The organism is Streptomyces sp. WAC05374 (assembly GCF_004353505.1).
GTDB lineage: Bacteria > Actinomycetota > Actinomycetes > Streptomycetales > Streptomycetaceae > Streptomyces.
The window spans coordinates 591,620-611,673 of sequence record NZ_SMNQ01000001.1 but is presented as its reverse complement, the minus strand read 5'-3'; the positions used below and the strand labels follow the sequence as shown (position 1 = coordinate 611,673).

The window sequence follows — 20,054 nt, the reverse complement described above, 5'->3', positions numbered from 1 at the left end:
CGGGCCGCCGGTGTCCGGCTACCCCCGGCTCACTCGCCGGTGCCCCGGTGTCTGCCGCGGGACGCCCTGGTCAGGACGGTGCCGGTGGCGACCAGCAGCGCGGCCCCGGCACCCACCAGCCAGAGCCTCGCGCGGGCTCCCGTCTCCGCCATCTCGCCGGGCGGGCCGGACTCCGTGTCGGCGGACGGTTCGGCCCCGGTCCCGGCGGGGTCGGCTCCCGTCTCCACCTCGGCGGGTTCGGCCTCCGGGTCGGTTTCCACTTCGGCTTCGGCGGGTTCGGCCTCCGGGTCGGTTTCCACCTCGGCTTCGGCGGGTTCGGCCTCCGGGCCGGTTTCCACCTCGGCCTCGGCGGGTTCGGCCTCCTCGTCGGCGGGGCCGGCGGGCGGTTCTTCGCCGGACCCCGGTTCCGCCTCCTCCTCCGCTGCTTCCGCTTCCGCTTCCAGTTCCGCTTCCGCCTCCGTGCCGGGCTCCGGCTCGTCCACCGGCTCGTCGTCCGGCCCCGGCTCCGTCCCGGCGCGCGGCTCCGCGTCCGTGCCCGGTACCGGCACCGGTGCGCGGTCCCGGCCGGGCGCGCCCGCCGGGGCCGTCGCGGCCGGGCACACGGGCCGCGCCGCGAACGGGGCGCTGCGGACGGCGCCCGACCGGGGGCCCGCCTTCAGCGCGCGGACCACGATGTCGCCCTCGACGGCGGCCGGGCTGCCGTCGGTCAGCTCCGCGCGCGGCGCGTAGAGGGAGCCCCGCAGGGTGCCGCCCGCCGTGAGGGCGAGGCGCGTGGCGTCGGGGAAGGCCCACAGGACGTACGGCGCGTCCTCGCGGCCGATCCCCGTCACCGTCGGCGTACGCCACGACAGCGCGCCCCCCTCGGCGGTCGTGTCGACCACGACGACCAGGGGCCGCGCGGCCGTGGGCCGGTCCGCGAACTCCAGGGCCCGTACGCGGGCGAGCTGCGCGCCGGTCAGCCGCAGTACGTGCGTGCCGTCCCCGGCGAGCCGGACGCGTACCGTGCCGCCGGACGCGAGGGTGCCGGCGGGGACGGTCACCGTGCCCCGGCACCGGGCCAGGGCGTCGGCGCGCTGCCGGTGGCTCGCGAAGAGCGCACCGAAGTCGAGCAGGCCCCGCGCGGGCCCCACCGACGCGGGGGGCTGCGCGGTGGTCAGCTCGACGCGCGGCGCCGTGCCGTACCCGGCCCCGGCCGCGACCAGCCGGGTCTTGACCGGTGCGCCGTCCATGCCGGTGGCCCGGGTGGCGGTGCCGGAAAGGTCGCCGACCTTCGCGTACCGGTCCCCGGCCACGCGCAGGACCGCGTCCGCCGCGCTCGCGGCGAAGTCGACCCGGCCGTCGACCAGGAGTGCGGTGGGCCGCGCGTCCCCGGTGGCCCGGAAGCCGTCCGCCGGGCGTGGCGCGATGGTGTACCGCGAGCCGAGGGCGAGGGAGCCGCCCACGGCCACGGCGCTCTCGCCGCCGGTGCCGCCCAGCACCGCGTCCCGCTCCGTCACCACACCGAACCCGTGGTTCCCCGCCATCGGGTTGCCGTGCACGGCCGGTGGTCCGGGCGTGCCGGACGCCTGCGGGCCGCCGGGCGGGGGACTCGCCGCGCACAGCCCGCACAGCACCATCGGAATCGCGGCCAGTCCAGTCATTCGCATAGCCGAAAAATAGGATCATCCGATCTGGCGGGCTCGCGACGCGCCCGCCCCCGGGGGCGACGTTTCACCCGGTCGGCGGCGGGGGAGCGGTGGCTGCGACGGCAAGGGTGCCGGGAGAGCCGGGGGTGGGGACCGTGCGTGACAAGAAGCTGTTCCGGCGCGCCGGGAGGTCCGAGCCACTCGTCTCCGACAGCGAACGCGAGCTGTTCGGCGGCGCCCTGCGCTACGACGCCGGCTGGGTCGCGCACGAGTACGCCATGCTCGACCTCAAGCCCCTGACCGCCGTACGTGCCCTGCCGCGGTTCGTCGGCAGCACGCTGCGGCTCGCCTGGGAGTCCGACCGTCGCGCGCTGCTCACCGTCGGCCTCACCGAGATCGGGCAGGGCATCGCCCAGGCGGCGGGCCTGCTCCTGACGAACCAGGTCCTCCAGGCCCTGTTCGCCGCCGGCACCACCGTCGAACGCCTCCGCGCGGCGATGCCCGCCCTGATCGCCGCGGGCGTGCTCGCCGTGGTCAACGCGGTCCTCGCCTCCCTGTCCACGGCCGGCACCGGCCGCCTGGAGCCCAAGGTCGAACGGCTCGCGACCGAGAAGTACCTCCACCGCGCCGCGGGCGTGGAGCTGGAGGCCATCGAGGACGGGGCCTTCCGCAAGCTCCTGGACTCCGCCCAGTACGGCGCCGTCGCGGCCCGCAACATGATCGGCGCCTGCGTGGCCGCCCTCAACGGCGTGTTCACCATCGTCGCCGCCGCCGGTGTCCTCACCGTGCTGCACCCGGCGCTGCTGCCCCTGCTGGTGCTCATCGCCCTGCCGCGCGGCTGGGGAGCCATGCACGTGGCGCAGCGCCGCTACGCCTCCCGCATGAACTGGATCGAGCACGAACGGGCCGCCCGCGTCGTCAACAACCTCATCACGAGCCGCGAGTCGGCCCAGGAGGTCCGCGTCCACCAGGTCGGCCGCTACCTCCTGGACACGTTCCACGACATGGCGGAGACCTCCGAGGCCGAGCAGACCCGCCTCGCCGACGGACGCGCGGTCACCGAGCTGTTCGCCGCCGCCCTCTCCGGCGCCGCCGCGCTCCTCACGTACGCCGCCCTCGGGGTCCTCCTGGTCACCGGACGCATGGACATCGCCATGGCAGGCACCGCCGCGCTCGCCGTACGCACCGGCTCCGCCAGCCTCAGCGCCCTGATCACCCAGGTGAACACCCTGCACGAGGAGTCCCTGTACGTCCGGGACCTCGACCGCTTCACGGCGGCGGCCGAGACGCGGGCCATCCCCGCCGGCGGCACGGCCGTCCCGGACTTCCCCGAGAAGATCACCTTCGAGAACGTCACGTTCCGCTACCCCGACCGCGACGAGCCGGCCCTGCGCGGGGTGTCCCTGACCATCGCCGCGGGCTCGGTCGTCGCCCTCGTCGGCGCGAACGGCTCGGGCAAGTCCACCCTCGTCAAACTCCTCGCCGGGCTCCACCGGCCGGCCGACGGCCGCGTCCTGTGGGGCGACACCGACCTCGCCGACGCCGACCGGCTCGACGTCTTCCGCCACGTCGCCGTCCTCGACCAGGACTTCCAGCGCTGGCCGTTCACCCTCCGCACCAACATCCGCATCGGGCAGCCCGGCGCGGCCCCCCGCCCGGGCCGCGTCGAGCGCGCCGCCGCGTACTCGGGCGCCGACCGGCTCGGCGCCACCCTGCCGCGCGGCTACGACACCTTGCTGGCCCGCCAGTTCCGGCACGGCTCCGACCTGTCCGGCGGCCAGTGGCAGACCGTCGGCCAGGCCCGCCTCCGCTACCGCGAGGCGAGCCTGGTCATCGCCGACGAGCCGACCTCCGCCCTGGACCCCGAGGCGGAGGTGGAGTCCTTCCGGCGCATCCGCGCGCTGGCCGACGAGGGCAGGACCGTGGTGCTCGTCAGCCACCGGATGGCCGGCATCCAGTCCGCCGACGTCATCCATGTGCTGCACGATGGCGGACTCGTGGAGTCGGGCTCCCACCAGGAGCTGATGGAGCGGCCGGACTCCCGCTACCGGCGCATGTACCGCCTCCAGGCCGAGCAGTACGGCACGGCGCCCTGAGTCAGCCCAGCTCCAGGGTGGTGATCCCGAAGACCCGCTCCCGCGCGAACGGGCGGACCGGCCCCGTGTACATGCGCGCCGTGCGGAACGTCGGCACCAGACCGCGCGCCTCGGCCATCCGCACGGCGGCCCCGTTGGACTCCGGTACGTCCACGGCGATCCCGTCCGCCCCGAAGCCGTCCGCGAGCGCGTCCAGCAGCGCCTCCGCGTCGGCCGGCGTGTCGGCGAAGAGCGGGCCGACCCGGGCCTCCTCGCGCGCCGGGCGGATCACGCCGTACCCCGTCACCCTGCCGTCCACCACCCGGGCCAGCGCCCGGTGCCCGGGCGTGCCCAGCCACCGCTCCAGGAACCGCGGCCGGTCGGCGGGGTGGCAGCCGCTGTCGTACGCGGCGAGCGCGGCGCCGTCCACCTCGGCGGCCGGGACCACGCCCGCCGCCGGGGCGCGTCCCGCCACCGGCCCCACGTACCGTGCCGTGCGGTGGGCCAGGGCGAACCCGGAGCGGCGGTAGTTGTCCTGCTGCGCCGGGACCCCGTCGAGGCCCACCGTCCGGTCCCCGGCGTGCCCGAGCGCCGCCTTCCAGGTGGCCAGCCCGTGGCCGAGCCCGCGCCGGTCGGGCCGCACCAGGTAGAACCCCAGGAAGGCGTACGCGTCGCCGTAGTTGACGACCGAGATGGCCGACACCGGCGCGCTCTCGCCGTCCACCCGGCCCAGGAAGAAGCCGTCGGGGTCCTGGGCGAAGAAGCTCTGCTCGTCCGCGAGGCCGGGGTTCCAGCCCTCCGCCGCGGCCCACTCGCGCACGAGTGCCCATTCCTCCGGCGTCGCCCGCGACACGTGGAGCGTCGACAAGGGATCTCCTCCCGGCCGTCGTTCATCGGTCCTCGTACGCTACCGCCGCCCACACCCCCGCCCGGTCCACACCCGTGATCCCGTCCGCCGGGACCGGCGGTTTCCGGCCGGGGGCCCGCCGCCCGGAAGATCCGAGAGACACGCCCTAGCGGCCGTCCTCGGGACCGGGCGGTGCGGCGGCGGCCGGGTCGAGGATGCGGGTCAGGAAGTGGCGGGTCCGCTCGTGCTGCGGGTCGCCCACGACCCGCTCGGCCGGGCCCTCCTCGACGATCCGGCCCTCGTCCATGAACACCACCCGGTCGGCGACCTCCCGGGCGAAGCTCATCTCGTGCGTGACCACCATCATCGTCATGCCCTCCGCCGCCAGCATCCGCATCACCGCCAGGACGTCCCCCACCAGCTCGGGGTCGAGCGCCGACGTCGGCTCGTCGAACAGCATCACCTCCGGGCCCATCGCCAGCGCCCGGGCGATCGCCACCCGCTGCTGCTGCCCGCCCGACAACTGCGCCGGATAGGCGTCCGCCTTGTCGGCCAGCCCGACGCGCGCCAGGTTCTCCCGGGCCACCTTCGCCGCCTGCTCCTTGCCCCGCCCCAGTACCCGCCGCTGCGGCAGCGTGAGGTTCTCCGTCACCGTCACGTGCGGGAAGAGGTTGAACTGCTGGAAGACCATGCCGATGCGGCGGCGTACGGCGTCGATGTCGACGTCCAGGTCCGTGACCTCCGTACCGCCCACGAAGACCGTGCCCCTGGTCGGCTCCTCCAGCAGGTTCACACAGCGCAGCAGCGTCGACTTGCCGGAGCCGGACGGTCCGATGACGCACACCACCTCGCCGGTGGCGACGTCCAGGTCGATGCCGCGCAGCACCTCGTTGTCCCCGAAGGACTTGTGCAGTCCCCGGATCTCGATCTCGTTGCGTGCCGTCGTCGTCATCGCGGGGTCCTCACCTGGCCCTGGCGGCGCGGGCCTCCAGGCGGCGCACCACGAAGCTCAGCGGAATGGTCACCAGCAGGTAGCACAGGCCGGCGACGAGGATGGGCGTGGAGTTGGCGGTCTGGCTGGCCAGGTCACGGCCGAACTTGGTCAGCTCCCTCTCCTCGAGTGTCACCCCGAGGAACAGCACCAGCGAGGAGTCCTTGAACAGCAGCACCAGCTCGTTGGTGAGCGGCGGGATGATGATCCGGAACGCCTGGGGGATGATCACCGACACCATCGCGCGGGCGTGCGAGAAGCCCAGCGAGCGCGCCGCCTCCATCTGCCCCTTCGGCACGGCCTGGATGCCCGCCCGGATCGTCTCCGCCATGTAGGCGGCGGCGACCAGCCCGAGGCCGAGGGCGACCTTGCCGTACGTACCGCCGGGGATCTCCGTACCGGGGAACGCCAGCGGCACGGCGACCCCGACGAAGATGAAGATCAGCAGGGCGGGCAGGCCCCGGAAGATCTCGATGTAGACGCTCGCGGCCCACCGGTAGGGAGCCACCGACGACAGCCGCATCAGGGCGATGACCAGGCCCAGGACGAGACCGAAGACGAAGCCGGAGACGGTGTACACCACCGTGTTGCGCAGCGCGGTGGTGATGATGTCCGGAAAGAGCCGCTCGGCCAGGTCCGCCTGGGCGAACTGGTTCTGGAGCCGGTCCCAGTCGGCGAGGACGGCGATCAGGACGACGACGGCGACGAAGACCGCGTACTGGATGCCCCGCGACACCCGCCGCCGCTGCCGCCTGGTCAGCCGTGAGGTCACGACGGGTCCTTGGGCAGCGGGCCGATCCACTGCTCGTAGAGCTTGTCGTACGTGCCGTCGGCCCTGGCGTCCTTGATGGCCTTGTCGATCGCTGCCCGCAGCTTGTCGTTGCCCTTCTTCACCGAGAAGCCGTACTGCTCACCGGTCTCGATGTTCTGCCCCAGGGCGAAGGCGTCGGCGTTGGCCTTGTCCTTCAGCCAGCCCTGCACGACCGGGTAGTCGATGACGACCGCGTCCACCTGGCCGGTGCGCAGCCCGTTGAGCACCGCGTCGGAGCTCTCGAACGCCACCGGGTCGAAGCCCTGGCTCTTGGCGTAGCTCTCTCCGGTGGTCTCCGCCTGGGCGCCGAGCTTGAGCTTCTTCTCCTTGACCTGGGCCAGGGTGGTGACGCCGCTCTTCCTGCTCGCCAGCAGCGCCTGGGTGGCGTCGAAGTAGGGGACGGAGAAGTCGACGTTCTTCTTGCGGTCCTCGGTGATCGTCATGCCGGCGGCGGCCAGGTCGCACTCGCCGGAGTTGAGGAACGCGCCGGTCTTGAAGTTCTCGAACGGCGTGTCGAGGATCTTCTGTTCGACCTGGAGGTTCTTCGCCACCAGGTCGACCAGCGCCACGTCGAAGCCGACGATCTCGCCGTCCTGTTCGAACTGGAAGGGCGGATACGGCAGATGGGTGCAGGTCGTCAGCTTGCCCTTCTCGACCACGGGCACCCCGCCCGCCGCCTCGCCGGGCCCCTCGTCGCCGTTCCCGCACCCGGTGGCGGTGAGCAGCAGCCCGGCCGCGGCGGCACAGGCGGTGAAGACGGTTCGGGGGGTGTGGGGGGCGCGTCGCTCGCCGCCGGCAGTCCTCGTCACGGTTGACCTCCATGAGCGCGGGGCGGCCTCTGGGTGACGCCGGGGGTGACGCCGGTTGACGCAGCCGCCGGGCGTGATCGTATGACACGCGGCGCGCGCCGTCGCGGAGATCGCCCGAGCCGGTCCCGCCACCGGGTGCCCACGCCCGGGCCCCGTGTCCCGGGACGCCCGGGCCCGCGCCCCCGCCCCTGTCCCGGTGCGGCCGGCCGCCGGGCCCCGGGCGCGGGCCGCACGGACAGGGCCGCGCCCGGGGCCGGGAGGGGGCCGCAGCCTCAGGCGGCCGGGACAGCGGGCCCCGGACGGTGAAGGGGCGACATTCCGACACGCACCAGTGAACGAGTGAACCCCTCATGAACCCCACCACCTCACCGGCCATCGCCATGGACCGCGCCATACTCGCCGGCAACCTCCACTTCCCCGTCCTCATCCGCACCGGGGACGACGCCTGGCAGGAGCTGACGCGGATCGCCACCGGACTGGCGGCGGACGCGTTCTGGCTGGTCACCGACGCGGGGCTGCCGCGCGCCCACACCGCACGCGTGCTGAGCGCGCTCGGCTCCGCCGCCCCCACACGCGTCCTCGCGGCGTCCGGCACCGGCACGGCCCGGCACGCCACTCCCACCCCGGACACCGTGATCGTCGCCCTGGGCGGCAGCCGCACCATCGAGGCGGCCGCCCGGCTCGCCGCCGGACCGGGCACCCGGCCGCGGCTGATCCTGGTGCCCACGACCCCCCGGGCCATGACCGACACGGCCCTGACCCTGGAGCACCCGGCCGCCCACGGCCTGGCACCCACCCTGGTGTGGGCCCAGCCCGACCTGCTGCGCACCCTGCCGCCGGACGGGCTGCGCACCGGGCTCGCGGCCCTCGTCAGGAACGTCCTGGCGGTCAGCCCGTCCTTCTACGACACGGCCGCGGCCCTGCTGCGCCCCGACGTCACCGGCTTCGACGCCGGGCTCATGGCCCGTGTCGTCGCCCTGAACGCCGACATCCGCGCCACGCTCATGTCCTACGACCCGAGCGAACAGGGCCCGGCCATGGCGTTCCGCTACGGCCGCACCGTCGCGGACGCCCTGCTGTCGCTGGACCCGCGGACGAGCGAGGGCGACGCCGCCGCGCTCGGCATGCTCGTCGCCGCCCGGATCGCCGTCCTGCTCGGACTGCTCGACCCGGCCGCCGAGCGCGCCCACCACGAGCTGATGGAGCGCTGGGGCGCCCCGCGCGAGCTGCCCGCCCCGCTCACCACGGACGCCCTCGCGGCCGCCCTGCGGCGCGGCGCGCCCGGCGGCCCGGTACCGGTCCCGAACGCCGGACCCGCCCGGATGGTGCTGCTCGACGGGCTCGGCGCCCCCCACGTCGTACGCGGCCGGATGCTCACCGAGGTCGACGACGACGTCCTGCGCCCGGCGCTCGGCGTGATCGCCCCCCACACCCCCGTACCCGACCTGCTCATCACCCACTGATCCCGAGGAGAGGCATGTTCGCCCACCACACCGCCCCGCACGGACTGTTCACCCACGGCGGCCCGGCCCGCGCCTGGACCGTCAGCACCGCCAAACCCGTCAGCTACCGCGTCGGCTTCGCACCCGGCGTCTTCACCCCGGGCAACAGCGCCCTCGCCCGGGCCGGAGCCGTCGACGGCGGCCCGCCCCCGGGCCGGCGGCTCCTGGTCGTCGAGGAACGCGTCGACATGCTGTACGGCGACGTGATCCGCGCCTACTGCGAAGCCCGCGGACCCGACGAGTACGCCGTCCACGTCCTGCCCGCCCACGAGCGGCTCAAGACCATGGACTCCGTCTTCTCCGTGGTCGCCGCCATGGACCGGTTCGGACTGGACCGTCGCCGGGAGCCGGTCGTCGCGGTCGGCGGCGGCGTCCTGCTCGACATCGTCGGGCTGGCGTGCAGCCTGTACCGGCGCAGCACCCCGTACGTCCGCGTGCCCACCACACTCGTCGGGCTGGTCGACGCCGGAGTGGGCGCCAAGACCGGCGTCAACTTCGGCACCGGCAAGAACCGGCTGGGCACCTACCACCCCGCCACCGAGACCCTGCTGGACCCCGGCTTCCTCGCCACCCTGGACGAGCGGCACGTCAGCAACGGCATGGCGGAGATCCTCAAGATCGCGCTGATCAAGGACGCCGACCTCTTCGGCCTGCTGGAGTCCCACGGCTCCCGGCTCGTCGCCGACCGCTTCCAGGCGGCCGGGACGGCGGCCGACGAGGTCCTCGCCCGGGCCGTGCACGGCATGCTCGAAGAGCTCCACGACAACCTCTGGGAACACCGCCTGGAACGCGTCGTGGACTACGGCCACTCCTTCAGCCCCACGCTGGAGATGCGCGCCCTGCCCGCGCTCCTGCACGGCGAGGCCGTCGCCCTCGACATGGCGCTCACCACCGTCATCGCCCACCGGCGCGGCCTGGTCAGCGCCGGTCAGCGCGACCGTGTCCTGGACGTGATGCGCACCCTGGGCCTGCCGGTCACGCACCCCTTGTGCGCACCGGACGTCCTCAAGGAGGCGCTCGCCGACACGGTCCGCCACCGCGACGGCAAGCAGCGCCTGCCGCTGCCCGTGGGCATCGGCGGCTCCGTGTTCGCCAACGACCTGACCACCGGCGAACTGGCCCGCGCGGCCGGCGACCTGGCCGCCCTGGGGGAGGTGGCCGGCCGTGCGTGAGGCAGTCGTCGTCGCCGATGTGCACGCCCCCGCCGACGTCCACGGCGTGCACGCCGCCGCGGGGCACTCCCGCTGGACCTGCCTGGCCCGCCGCACCGGCCTGCACGGCGGCTGGGAGGCCGTCGAATGGGCCTGGCTGCCGCCCGGCGGGGTCAGCGGGGAGCACCTCCACTCCCGTACCGAGGAGCTGTACTTCCTGCTCTCCGGACGCGGCGAGATCACCCTGGACGGCCGCCCCCACCCGGTCAGGGCGGGCGACACCGTCCTGACGGGCCTCGGCACCCGTCACGCCCTCCGCAACACCGGGCGCCGGCCCCTGGCCTGGCTGGTCGTCGAACTCACCACCACCAAGGAGCAGCAGATGGACCGTCACCACCGCAGCGCCGTCGTCCGCGACCTGCGTGGCCACGGCCCGCTGGACGCGTCGGGCGTCCTCACCGGCCCGCTGCGCACGGTACGCCTCACCCGACTGGCGCCCGGCGGCAGCGCCGCGCTGGACGCCCACGGCGAGGAGCACACCGTGTTCGTCACGGGAGGCACCGGTACCGCCCGCGCCACCGGCCGGCACGTGTCGGTGGCCCGGGGCACCTCCCTCACCCTGCCGCTCGGCACCTCCGCGTGGCTGAGCGCGGGCGCCGAGGGGCTGGAGTACTTCCACGCCGTACTCGCCGTACCGGAGGAGCAACGATGATCATCCACTCCGGCACCCGGGCCGCCGTCCTCCTCGGCACGGGCGGGGAGCGCACCACCATCCGCTGCCTGGCCCGCCGCGGCATGCTCCACAGCGAGTGCGAGGCCGTCGACGAGGTGCGCCTCGACCCCGGCACCCGCCTCGACCTGACCGGCCGGGACGGCACCGAGGCCGCCTGGTACGTCCTGGCCGGCTCCGTCACGGCCGGCGGCGACCCGCCGCCGCTCACCGAGGGCGCCCTCGTGCTCGCCCGGCACGGTCGGGACGTCCGGCTCACCGCCGGCCCGCACGGCGCCGACCTGCTGTGCCTCACCCTCACCCCGGCCGCGGTCACCCGCACGCTGCCGCCCCGTACCCCGTCCGTACCCCAGAGCCCCGCCCCCGGCGCCCGGCACCCCGCCGACCCGGCGCCGACCGGCCCCGCCGCGACGCACCCCGAGGAGTACCCGTCATGAATCCCCGCCCCCGTCCCGTGCCCGGCGTGCCCGGCGTCACCGCCGTCCACCACGTCGCCTACACCGTGCCCGACCTCGACGAGGCGGTCGGCTTCCTCACCCGCGCGCTGGGCGCCGAACTCGCCTACCGCACCGGCCCCATAGCCGACCCGGGCGGCCGGTGGATGGCCCGCCAGCTCGGCGTGCACCCCGACGCCGTCGCGCACATCGCCATGCTGCGCCTCGGCGCGGTCACCAACATCGAGCTGTTCGAGTACACCGCGCCCGACCAGCGCCGCACCCACCCCCGCAACAGCGACTGGGGCGGCCACCACCTCGCCCTGTGGACCGACGACTTCGACGCCTCGCTGCGCCATCTCACCGCGCACCACGGCGTCCGCCCCCTGGGCGAACCGCAGACCGTCGGCGAGGGACCCATCGCCGGGACCCGCTTCATCTACCTGGCCACCCCGCTCGGCCTGCACATCGAACTCGTCCAGTCACCCGCACGCCTGCCGTACCACGACACCACCGCGGTCCGGCTGTTCGACCCCTCGGGAGGCACCCCATGACCGGCATCTGGGGTCCCGGCACCCCGCCCGTCGTCACCCGCGAGCAGGAGACGTACGACGCCGACGTCGCCGTCATCGGATCGGGCGCCGGGGGCGCCACCCTCGCCTGGGCCCTGGCCTCCACCGGCGCCCGCGTCCTGGTCCTCGAACGCGGGGGCTTCCTCCCGCGCGAGGACGCCAACTGGTCGCCCGACGCCGTCTTCGGCGAGGGCCGCTACCACAACGCCGGCCCCTGGCACACAGCCGAGGGCCGGGCGTTCACCCCCGCCAACCACTACTACGTGGGCGGCACCACCAAGGTCTACGGCGCCGCCCTTCCCCGGCTCCGCGAGAGCGACTTCGACGCCACCGAGCAGCTCGAGGGAGCCTCACCCGCCTGGCCGTTCCGGTACGCCGACCTGGAGCCGTACTACTGCGAGGCCGAGCGCCTCTATCGGGTCCACGGCCAGGACGGCGCCGACCCGACGGCCCCGCCGCGCTCGGTGCCCTATCCGCACCCGGCCGTCCCGCACGAGCCCGTCATCGGCGAACTGGCGGCAAAGCTGACGGCCCAGGGACTCCACCCGTTCCCCATCGAGCTGGGCATCGACCTGGGCGCCCGGGGCACCTGCGTGCGCTGCGGCACCTGCGACGCCCACCCGTGCCGCGTCGGCGCCAAGAGCGACGCGGAGACCCGGGCGCTGCGGCCCGCGCTGCGCACCGGGACGGTCCGGCTGCTGACCCGTACCCGGGCCGAGCGGCTGCTGACCGACCCGGCCGGGCGCCGGGTCACCGCCGTCGAGGCGGAGCGGGGCGGACGGACGATACGGGTCCGGGCGGGCACCGTCGTGGTGTCCTGCGGGGCCATCAACTCGGCCGCGCTGCTGCTGCGTTCGGGCGGGGCGGCGCACCCGGACGGGCTGGCCAACGGCAGCGGGCTCGTCGGGCGCAACCTGATGGTGCACAACAACAGCGTGCTCATGGCCGTCGACCCGCGGCGCCGCAACCCCGTCACGTTCCAGAAGACCCTGGCCGTCAACGACCACTACCACCCGCTGGGCAACCTCCAGCTCATGGGCAAGGTCCACGGCGCCGCCCTGGCCGCCTCCCACCCGCGCCTGCCGCGCCGCCTGCTGGACGCCGTGGCCGCGCGCAGCGTGGACTGGTGGGTCATGTCGGAGGACCTGCCCGACCCGGACAACCGCGTCCTGCCGGGTCCCCGCGGCGGTGTCGTCCTGCGCCGCCGCCCCACCAACACCCGCGCCCACCGCGCCCTGGTGCGCCGCGCGGCCCACATGATGCGCCGCGCGGGCCACCCGCTGGTGTTCAGCCGGCGGATGGGCGTGGAGGCCACCGGCCACCAGTGCGGCACCACGGTCGCCGGACACGACGAGACCCGCTCCGTCCTCGACCCGTACTGCCGCAGCCACCAGGTCCCCAACCTGTACGTCGTCGACGGCGGCTTCTTCCCGTCCTCGGCCGCCGTCAACCCGACCCTGACCATCGCCGCCCAGGCACTGCGCACCGCCCGCGAGGGCGGCGTCCTGCCCTGACCCCCCGTGGAGACCCCCATGCCCCTCGCCACCGCCGCCGTGGTCCGCGCCCGCGACCACGCCTTCACCCTCGAAGAGATACGCCTCGACGCTCCCCGCCCGGACGAGGTCCTCGTCCGGATGCGCGCCGTCGGGATCTGCCACACCGACCTGAGCGTCCGCGCCGGGCGCACCCCCTTCCCCCTGCCCGCCGTCCTCGGCCACGAGGGCACCGGCACCGTGGAGGCCGTCGGCACCGCCGTCACCTCCGTGGCGCCCGGCGACACCGTCGCCATGAGCTTCGCCTCCTGCGGGGCGTGCCCGGCCTGCCTGACCGGTCACCCCGTCAGGTGCGCCCACTGGCCCGCGCTGAACCTGTTCGGCGGCAGCCGCCCGGACGGCAGCCCCACCGTGCGCGGCACCGGGCGGCACGCGGACGCGCCCCTGCACGGGCACTTCTTCGGCCAGTCGTCGTTCGCGACGCTCGCCCTGGCCTCCGTACGCGACGTGGTGCCCGTCCCCGCCGATCTGCCGCCCCACGTCGTCGCCCCGCTCGGCTGCGGCGTCCAGACCGGCGCGGGCGCCGTGCTCAACGTGCTGCGCCCCGAGACCGGGCACACCCTCGCCGTGTACGGCACCGGCTCGGTGGGCCTGGCCGCCGTCATGGCCGCCCGGCTCACCGCCGCCACCCGGGTCGTCGCCGTGGACCCCCACCCCGGGCGGCGTGCCCTGGCCCTGCGGCTCGGCGCCACCCACGCGGTCGACCCGCGGGGGGCCGATCCCCTGGAGGCGGTGCGCGACCTGACGGGCGGGCACGGAGCGGACCGCGCACTGGAGACGAGCGGCCTGCCCCGGGTGCTGCGCCAGGCGGTGGACGGCCTCGCCGTCGGGGGCGTGTGCGGGGTGGTCGGCGCGCCGCCCGCCGGGACGGACGTCCGGCTGGACGTGCCGCGGATGCTCGACCGGGGCCCGCGCATCGTCGGGGTCAACCAGGGCGGTGTCGTGCCGCGCGCCTTCATCCCCGCCCTGCTCGACCTGTACCGGGCCGGGCGCCTGCCGGTCGACGCGATCGTGGAGACGTTTCCGTTCGGCGCCATCGAGGACGCGGCGGCCGCCGCCATGAGCGGCGCTGTGGTCAAGCCCGTCCTGACCCTGACCTGATGCCCGGAAAATATGCCTCCGTCACAAAGATCACTTACCGTCTGGAATGTGAGTGGACCCGTGAGCGAGGGAGACGGTGTGAGCACGGACGGTGTGAGTGACGGGGGCGAGACCACCGGGGTCGCGGAACGCCCCGTGCTGCGCACGCTCATCGTCGAGGACCACCCGCTGTTCCGGAGCGGGCTGAAGTCCGCCCTGGAAAGCCTCGGCGAGGTGCTGGTGGTCGGCGAGGCCGAGAGCGTCGCCGAGGTGCCCGACGCGGTCGACCGGCACCGGCCCGACGTCGTCGTCATGGACCTGTCCCTCCCGGACGGCTCCGGCATCGAGGCGATCCGCCGGCTCGCCGAGCTCCACCCCGGGCTGCCGGTCCTCACCCTCACCATGTCGGACGACGACGGCGACCTGCTGGCCGCCCTCCAGGCGGGCGCACGCGGTTACGTCGTCAAGGGCGCGAGCGCCACCGAGGTGCTCCACGCCGTGCGGACCGTCGCCGCCGGCGGCGCCGTGTTCGGCGCCGGAGTGGCCGCGCGCCTGACCGGCCTGGTCTCCGGGAGCCGGCGGCGCGACGCGGAACAGCTCTTCCCCGCGCTGACGGCACGCGAGTGCGAGGTCCTCGAGCTGATCGCCCGCGGGTTCGACAACCGCCGGATCGCCCGCGAACTGGTGCTGTCGGAGAAGACCGTGCGCAACCACATCACCCACATCTTCGAGAAGCTCCACGTCGCCACCCGCGCCGAGGCCGTCGCCCGGGCCAGGGACGCCGGCCTCGGCGAGGACGCCTGACACGGCGGGGACGGGCCGGGACCGGACCGGGACCACGGCCTCATGCGGCCGGGACAGCGGGCCGCCCACCCTGGACCGACAACGGGAGCACCCACCCCGAGGAGCGCGAGATGCCCAGGCCGCAGACCACCAGGGGGATCCCCAGGACCGGCCCCGCCGCCCTCCCCGCCTACCTGGTGTGCGTGGTGGCGATGCTCTCCGGCTTCGCCTGGCTCACCGTGGGCGTCGTCCACGCCGACCACCCCGTCCTGGACAACATCAACCGGCACTTCTCCGCCATCGCCGTCGTCCTCGCCCTGGGACTGGCCCTCTCCGGCATGGCCTTCATCGTGCGGGGCCGCGCCGGGCGCGCCCTGGGATGGCTGCTGCTCTGCGCCGGCGCCGTCTTCGCCGGCGGGGCGACCCTGTCGCTGACCGCGGCGCTCCTCGGCGCCGGACCCGCGATCGCCACCCTCGTCCTCCTGATCGACGTCACGGGCTACGCCCTGTTCGGCGTGGTCGTCTACACGCTGCCGCTGTGGCTCCCCGACGGCCGGTCCCCACGGGGCTGGGCACGGGCGTACGTGGCCGCCCTGACGCTGTGGAGCTTCGCCCAGCAGTTCTACGAGTTCACGAAGCTGGACGCCTGGTACATGGACAACCCCCTCGCCGAGGGTGCCTGGGCGCGCCTGGGGGACTGGGCCGAGCCCGTGATGGGCCCGGCCATCGACTGGGTGCCACCGCTCGCCGCCGGGGCGGCCCTGGTGGTGCTGGCGGTCCGCTGGCACCGCACGCCCCCGGGCGGGCGCGGCAACTACGTCCTCGCGCTGCCGTACGTGCTGTGGCTGGCCGTCATGTACTTCGGCGCCTACGCCGACACCCCGCAGCCGGTGGTCTTCGTGGTGCAGTACGTGGGCGCCGCCGTCTGGCCCGCCGCGCTCGCGTTCATCGACCTCCGCGAGCGGGCCTGGCACCTGGACCGGGCGGCCCGCCGCATCCTGACGGCCCTCCTGCTGACCTTCGTGCTGTTCCTGCTGTACTTCGCCGGCGGGCTCCTGCTGTGGAACCTCGGCCCGCGCCGGCTCGACGGCTCCCTGATGCTGTCCGTCACCGTCGCCCTGGTCATCGGCGCCCTGCTGCGCCCCACCGCCCACTGGGCGTCCCGGGTCGTCGACCGCTACTACTACGGTGCCCGCGCCCAGCCGTACCAGGTGGTCCGCGACCTCGCCGACCGCCTCAGCAGCGCACCCGACCCGGGGGACGCGCCACGGCTGCTGTGCGCCACGGTGGTCCACACCCTCGGGCTGAGCGCCGCCGCCCTCACCGTGAACACCCACCACGGCCCGCGTGAACTCGTCGCCCTCGGCGAGCCCGGCCCGGCCGGCGAACGGTTCCCCCTCAGCCACCGGGGCGAGGAAATAGGGTGCCTGACGGTGCCCCCACGCCCCGGCGAACTGGCGCTCGACCCCCAGGACCGGGAGGCCGTCCGGGTGCTCGCCGACCACGCCGCCCCCGCGATCGCGTCCCTGCGGCTGTACGAGGACCTCCAGAGCAGCCGCGAACAGATCATCGTCGCCCGCGAGGAGGAGAGGCGCCGGCTCCGCCACGACCTGCACGACGGGCTGGGCCCCGCCCTGTCCGGCCTCCGGCTCCAGGTCGACGCCGTCCGCGCGACCGCCCGCCCGGAGGTCGCCGACCCCCTGCTGGCCGTCTCCGAGGGCATCGGCAGCGCCATCCGGGAACTGCGCCACATCACGGACGGCCTGGCACCGGCCGCCCTGGACGGCGCCGACCTGTCCCGCGCGCTGCGCCGGCTCGCCGAGCACCTCAGCAGCCGCACGCTGAACATCTCCGTGACCGTACGCCCCGATCCGCTGCCCCGGCTGTCCGCCGCCCTCGAGGTGGCCGTCTACCGCATCACGGCCGAGGCGCTCAACAACGCCGTACGGCACTCCCACGCCGACCACGCCCACGCCCTGGTCGCCGTGGCCGACGGTACGGTCACCGTCCAGGTCCGCGACAACGGCGACGGCTTCCCGGACGACCAGCGGCACGCCGGGGTGGGCCTGCGCTCCATGGCGGAGCGCTCCGACGAGCTGGGCGGCCGGTTCACGCTCACCAGCAGCGCCGACGGGACCGTCGTCCGGGCCGTCTTCCCCTCCCGCCCGGCCTCCGCCCCTCCGGCCGGGCACGGCGCACCGGTGCCGTCCGGGACAGCCACGGGACACCGGTCCCATGCGCCCGAGACCCGGGACCGCCCAGACTCGTAGAGGCGGGGCAAAACCCGCATATGTCATATCCCACTCATCAGCGACATCCAAGGAGTACCCCATGGCCCGCACCAGCCGGTCCCGCTCGTTCACGGCCAAGGCCGCAGGCGCCGCGGCGGCGGCCGCCGCACTGGTCGGCGTCCCCTGGGCCGTGCGCCGCATGCGCGGCCGGGAGCACGTCACCAAGGCCGGCCGCTGCATACCGATCTGCAAGAAGGGCTAGCGCGCGGGCCCGGGGCCGTCCGCCCCGGGCCCGCCCGCGTCCGCGTGCTCACGCCCCGATCGTCCTGCGGAAGCACACCCGGTCCTGCCCCGGCCCGTCGTAGTCGCGGTGCACGGGCACGCCCCCGGCCTCGTGGTCACCCGGCACGAGAGCGAAACCCAGCGCCCGGTGGAACGCGATCGCCCCGGCGTTGCCCGGGGACGCCACCGCCCGCACCTCCCGCCGCCCCGCCTCGGCGGCCCGCTCGAAGAACGCCGTGTACAGGCCCCGGGCCAGCCCCCGCCCCCGCAACACCGGGTCGACCGTCACGAAGTGGATGTACGCGTCGGCCCCGTCGTCGGCGGAGTGCAGACCCAGCAGGAACGCCTTGACCCCGGTGCTGTCCTCCGCGACCAGACTCGTCCCCGCGAAGAACTGGAGGAACAGCCTCGGCAGCAGGGGTGACGGCTCCGGGGCCCCGGCGGGCGCACCCGAGCCGTCCCCCCACCTGTGCGCGCACTCGACGAGCGTGCGGTGGTCGGACGCACGCGCCCGGCGCATCATCGGCATGTCAGTCCCCTTCGGACTCGGGGTTCGGGTCGGTCCCTCGCTTCCCCACCATGCCGCCCGCCGCGCGGCGCGGCGCGGCGACCGCCGGTGTGTCGCGGCGTGCGGATGACCGGCGTGGGTGACCGCACCCCTGCCGGACGGGTTCGCGAGGAACCGGCCGGCGGCACCGACACGGCCGGAACGGCTTTCGCGCGAGACCCCCTCGGGCCGATCATGGCAACCGTCCCGCGCTGGGAGACAGAAGAGGAGTCGTCATGTCGTCACGCCGCGCCTTCCGGTCGGTGCTCGTCCTGCTCGCGCTGTTCGTCCTGGTCACGGGCGTGCTGGAGATAGTCGTCGGACCGTCCCTGCTGCCCGGGAACAACGAGGTGAGCCCGACCGTCGACAGCAACTACCGGTTCTTCGCCGCCATCTGGTGCGCCCTCGGCGTCGTCCTCATGGCCGCCGCCAAGGACCCCGACGCCCACGCACCGGCCCTCCGGGCGGTGTTCGGCGCCGTGTTCCTCGGGGGCGTCGCACGCGCCGTCTCGTACGTCGACGCCGGTGCGCCGCACGCGATGCTCACGGCCTTCATCGGCGTCGAGCTGCTCCTGCCCCCGCTGCTGCTCCTCTGGTACTCCCGCACCCGCGTGACGCTGTAGATTCACCGCCGAGCCGAGCGGCCCCAGGGGGGACGCGCCCGGGTGGAACGGCAGTGGTGTTGGCGTGGAGGTACGGCTGTGCTGACGATGGGCAAGATCCTTCGGTTCGACGAAGTCCGCGGTTACGGGTTCATCGTCCCCAGGGAAGGGGGCGAGGACGTCTTCATGCACGCGAACGACCTGATGGACGACAAGTACCTCTACCAGGCGGGACGCGAGGTCGAGTTCTACCTGGAGATGGGCGACAAGGGCCCCAAGGCGTCCGAGATCCGGCTCGTCCACCAGCCCGTCCGCCGCGCGGCCCCCGAGTCCCGGCCGGTGCCGGCGGACGACCCGGACGACGACACGCTCGACGTCCTGTCCACCGCCGAGTTCCAGGCCGAGCTGACCGAGGCCCTCATCGAGGCCGACGGCACGCTGACCACCGCCCAGCTCAAGCGGGTGCGCACCCGCGTCGCCGAACTGGCCCGCGCGCACGGCTGGGTGGAGGGCTGACCCTTACGATCGCCCCGCTGGAGATCGGCCGGATGGTGTTCCTGCACCGGGTCACGTACGTCGGGCTCCGGAGCGGCTCGCGCCCCAGGTGACCGGAAGATCCTAGGGCGGCCCGGCCCCGTCCGGTGAGCGGAGCGCGGACACCAGGCGCAGCAGCCGGGCCTCGTTGCCGGTCAGACCGGCCCGGCGCAGCGCCTGGTCCGCCTCCGCCATGGGGGAGGCCAGGTACACCCCCGCCATGGGGGCGAGCGCCGGGTCGGTGAGCACCGCCCGGGCCGTCTCCATCAGCCGTACGTACGCCTGGGCGGCGGCGCGCTCGTGCTCGGTCAGTTCGGGCAGGGCGGTGGTCATCTGTCGCTCCCCGTCGGCCGGTTGGTCCATCGATGGGTCCACCTTCCCCCACGGCACTGACAATCAGGCTCCGTCGCGCCCGCGCACGTACTCCGCCAGCCGCTCCAGGAACACCTGCTGCCCCGACACCAGCCGGGGCGCCGCCTCCTCCGGCGTCATCCACGCCACCCGGTCCACCTCCGGGAACTCTCCCATCCGCCCCGAGCCGCGCGGCCACTCCATGGTGAACGTCCCCGGCACCACGGCCGCCGGGTCGAGGTCGCTCTCCACCGCCCACACCGTGACGATCTTGCCGCTCGCCTGGCGCGCCTCACCGAGCGGCACCGGCTCCCCGTCCGGCACCGGAAGGCCCAGCTCCTCCACGAACTCACGCCGCGCCGCCGCCTCGGGCGTCTCGTCCTCGGTGTACTCGCCCTTGGGCACCGACCACGCCCCGGCGTCCCGGGACGCCCACATCGGCCCGCCCATATGGGCGATCAGCACCTCCAGACGCCCGTCCGGGGTACGGAACAGCAGCAGGCCCGCGCTTCGCTTCACCGTCATGCCGGACAGTCTGCTCAGC

General features: G+C 74.6%; 21 protein-coding genes. 13 read left to right on the top strand and 8 right to left on the bottom strand.

The features are described 5' to 3' along the window. Positions 1-29 precede the first annotated feature (29 nt). Positions 30-1,646, bottom strand: coding sequence for a collagen-binding domain-containing protein (locus E2B92_RS33735; protein ID WP_126883157.1), 1,617 nt, complete (start codon positions 1,644-1,646; stop codon positions 30-32). Positions 1,647-1,780: 134 nt separating this feature from the next. Here E2B92_RS33735 and E2B92_RS02835 point away from each other — a divergent pair, with 134 nt between their 5' ends. Further along, positions 1,781-3,721: an ABC transporter ATP-binding protein gene (locus tag E2B92_RS02835; RefSeq protein ID WP_126883158.1), complete on the top strand. Its 1,941-nt coding sequence runs from the start codon at positions 1,781-1,783 to the stop codon at positions 3,719-3,721. 1 nt (position 3,722) lies between these two features. Here E2B92_RS02835 and E2B92_RS02830 read toward each other — a convergent pair whose 3' ends face one another. From E2B92_RS02830 to E2B92_RS02815, 4 genes are all read right to left on the bottom strand, one after another. After that, the gene (locus E2B92_RS02830; RefSeq protein ID WP_126883159.1) at positions 3,723-4,568 is read right to left on the bottom strand and encodes a GNAT family N-acetyltransferase; all 846 of its coding nucleotides are present in this window, start codon (positions 4,566-4,568) and stop codon (positions 3,723-3,725) included. Positions 4,569-4,713: 145 nt separating this feature from the next. Continuing rightward, entirely contained in the window at positions 4,714-5,499 is a 786-nt protein-coding gene (locus E2B92_RS02825; protein WP_126883160.1) for an amino acid ABC transporter ATP-binding protein, read from the bottom strand. A 10-nt stretch (positions 5,500-5,509) separates the two neighbouring features. Next, positions 5,510-6,340, bottom strand: a complete 831-nt coding sequence (locus tag E2B92_RS02820) for an amino acid ABC transporter permease (protein WP_185923476.1) — start codon at positions 6,338-6,340, stop codon at positions 5,510-5,512. Beyond that, positions 6,307-7,158, bottom strand: a complete 852-nt coding sequence (locus E2B92_RS02815; RefSeq protein ID WP_126883162.1) for an ABC transporter substrate-binding protein — start codon at positions 7,156-7,158, stop codon at positions 6,307-6,309. Before E2B92_RS02815 ends, E2B92_RS02820 begins: the two co-directional genes overlap by 34 nt. A 350-nt stretch (positions 7,159-7,508) precedes the next feature. Between E2B92_RS02815 and E2B92_RS02810 the strand changes: the two genes are divergently transcribed. The 10 genes from E2B92_RS02810 (at position 7,509) to E2B92_RS32605 (ending at position 17,456) form a co-directional block, all read left to right on the top strand. Further along, complete coding sequence (locus E2B92_RS02810) at positions 7,509-8,621, top strand: 3-dehydroquinate synthase family protein (protein ID WP_126883163.1); 1,113 nt, start codon at positions 7,509-7,511, stop codon at positions 8,619-8,621. A gap of 14 nt (positions 8,622-8,635) precedes the next feature. Then, entirely contained in the window at positions 8,636-9,832 is a 1,197-nt protein-coding gene (locus E2B92_RS02805) for a sedoheptulose 7-phosphate cyclase (RefSeq protein ID WP_126883164.1), read from the top strand. Then, positions 9,825-10,523 (top strand): cupin domain-containing protein, encoded by a 699-nt coding sequence (locus tag E2B92_RS02800; RefSeq protein WP_126883165.1) that lies wholly within the window; start codon positions 9,825-9,827, stop codon positions 10,521-10,523. Before E2B92_RS02805 ends, E2B92_RS02800 begins: the two co-directional genes overlap by 8 nt. Beyond that, complete coding sequence (locus tag E2B92_RS02795; RefSeq protein ID WP_126883166.1) at positions 10,520-10,978, top strand: pirin-like C-terminal cupin domain-containing protein; 459 nt, start codon at positions 10,520-10,522, stop codon at positions 10,976-10,978. Before E2B92_RS02800 ends, E2B92_RS02795 begins: the two co-directional genes overlap by 4 nt. After that, the gene (locus E2B92_RS02790; protein ID WP_185923477.1) at positions 10,975-11,529 is read left to right on the top strand and encodes a VOC family protein; all 555 of its coding nucleotides are present in this window, start codon (positions 10,975-10,977) and stop codon (positions 11,527-11,529) included. The genes E2B92_RS02795 and E2B92_RS02790 overlap by 4 nt, the downstream gene beginning before the upstream one ends. Continuing rightward, complete coding sequence (locus E2B92_RS02785) at positions 11,526-13,061, top strand: GMC family oxidoreductase (RefSeq protein WP_126883167.1); 1,536 nt, start codon at positions 11,526-11,528, stop codon at positions 13,059-13,061. The genes E2B92_RS02790 and E2B92_RS02785 overlap by 4 nt, the downstream gene beginning before the upstream one ends. Before the next feature lie 18 nt (positions 13,062-13,079). Further along, positions 13,080-14,201 (top strand): NAD(P)-dependent alcohol dehydrogenase, encoded by a 1,122-nt coding sequence (locus E2B92_RS02780; RefSeq protein ID WP_126883168.1) that lies wholly within the window; start codon positions 13,080-13,082, stop codon positions 14,199-14,201. A 78-nt stretch (positions 14,202-14,279) separates the two neighbouring features. After that, on the top strand, positions 14,280-14,984 hold the full coding sequence (locus tag E2B92_RS02775) for a response regulator transcription factor (RefSeq protein ID WP_235023655.1): 705 nt from the start codon (positions 14,280-14,282) through the stop codon (positions 14,982-14,984). A 110-nt stretch (positions 14,985-15,094) separates the two neighbouring features. Beyond that, positions 15,095-17,233, top strand: a complete 2,139-nt coding sequence (locus tag E2B92_RS02770) for a sensor histidine kinase (protein ID WP_126883170.1) — start codon at positions 15,095-15,097, stop codon at positions 17,231-17,233. 61 nt (positions 17,234-17,294) lie between these two features. Beyond that, complete coding sequence (locus tag E2B92_RS32605; RefSeq protein ID WP_160159731.1) at positions 17,295-17,456, top strand: hypothetical protein; 162 nt, start codon at positions 17,295-17,297, stop codon at positions 17,454-17,456. A gap of 48 nt (positions 17,457-17,504) precedes the next feature. Here E2B92_RS32605 and E2B92_RS02765 read toward each other — a convergent pair whose 3' ends face one another. After that, positions 17,505-18,005 carry a GNAT family N-acetyltransferase gene (locus E2B92_RS02765; RefSeq protein WP_126883171.1) on the bottom strand — a complete coding sequence of 167 codons (501 nt, stop codon included), beginning with the start codon at positions 18,003-18,005 and terminating at the stop codon, positions 17,505-17,507. A gap of 254 nt (positions 18,006-18,259) precedes the next feature. Here E2B92_RS02765 and E2B92_RS02760 point away from each other — a divergent pair, with 254 nt between their 5' ends. Together E2B92_RS02760 and E2B92_RS02755 are read left to right on the top strand one after the other, a co-directional pair. After that, a complete protein-coding gene (locus E2B92_RS02760; protein WP_126883172.1) occupies positions 18,260-18,646 on the top strand; it encodes a DUF4345 domain-containing protein in 387 nt (128 codons plus the stop codon). A gap of 78 nt (positions 18,647-18,724) precedes the next feature. Then, positions 18,725-19,141 (top strand): cold shock domain-containing protein, encoded by a 417-nt coding sequence (locus E2B92_RS02755; RefSeq protein WP_126883173.1) that lies wholly within the window; start codon positions 18,725-18,727, stop codon positions 19,139-19,141. 102 nt (positions 19,142-19,243) lie between these two features. Here E2B92_RS02755 and E2B92_RS02750 read toward each other — a convergent pair whose 3' ends face one another. Beyond that, complete coding sequence (locus E2B92_RS02750; RefSeq protein ID WP_126883199.1) at positions 19,244-19,492, bottom strand: hypothetical protein; 249 nt, start codon at positions 19,490-19,492, stop codon at positions 19,244-19,246. 63 nt (positions 19,493-19,555) lie between these two features. Beyond that, entirely contained in the window at positions 19,556-20,035 is a 480-nt protein-coding gene (locus tag E2B92_RS02745) for an NUDIX domain-containing protein (protein ID WP_126883174.1), read from the bottom strand. Between the last annotated feature and the right edge of the window lie 19 nt (positions 20,036-20,054).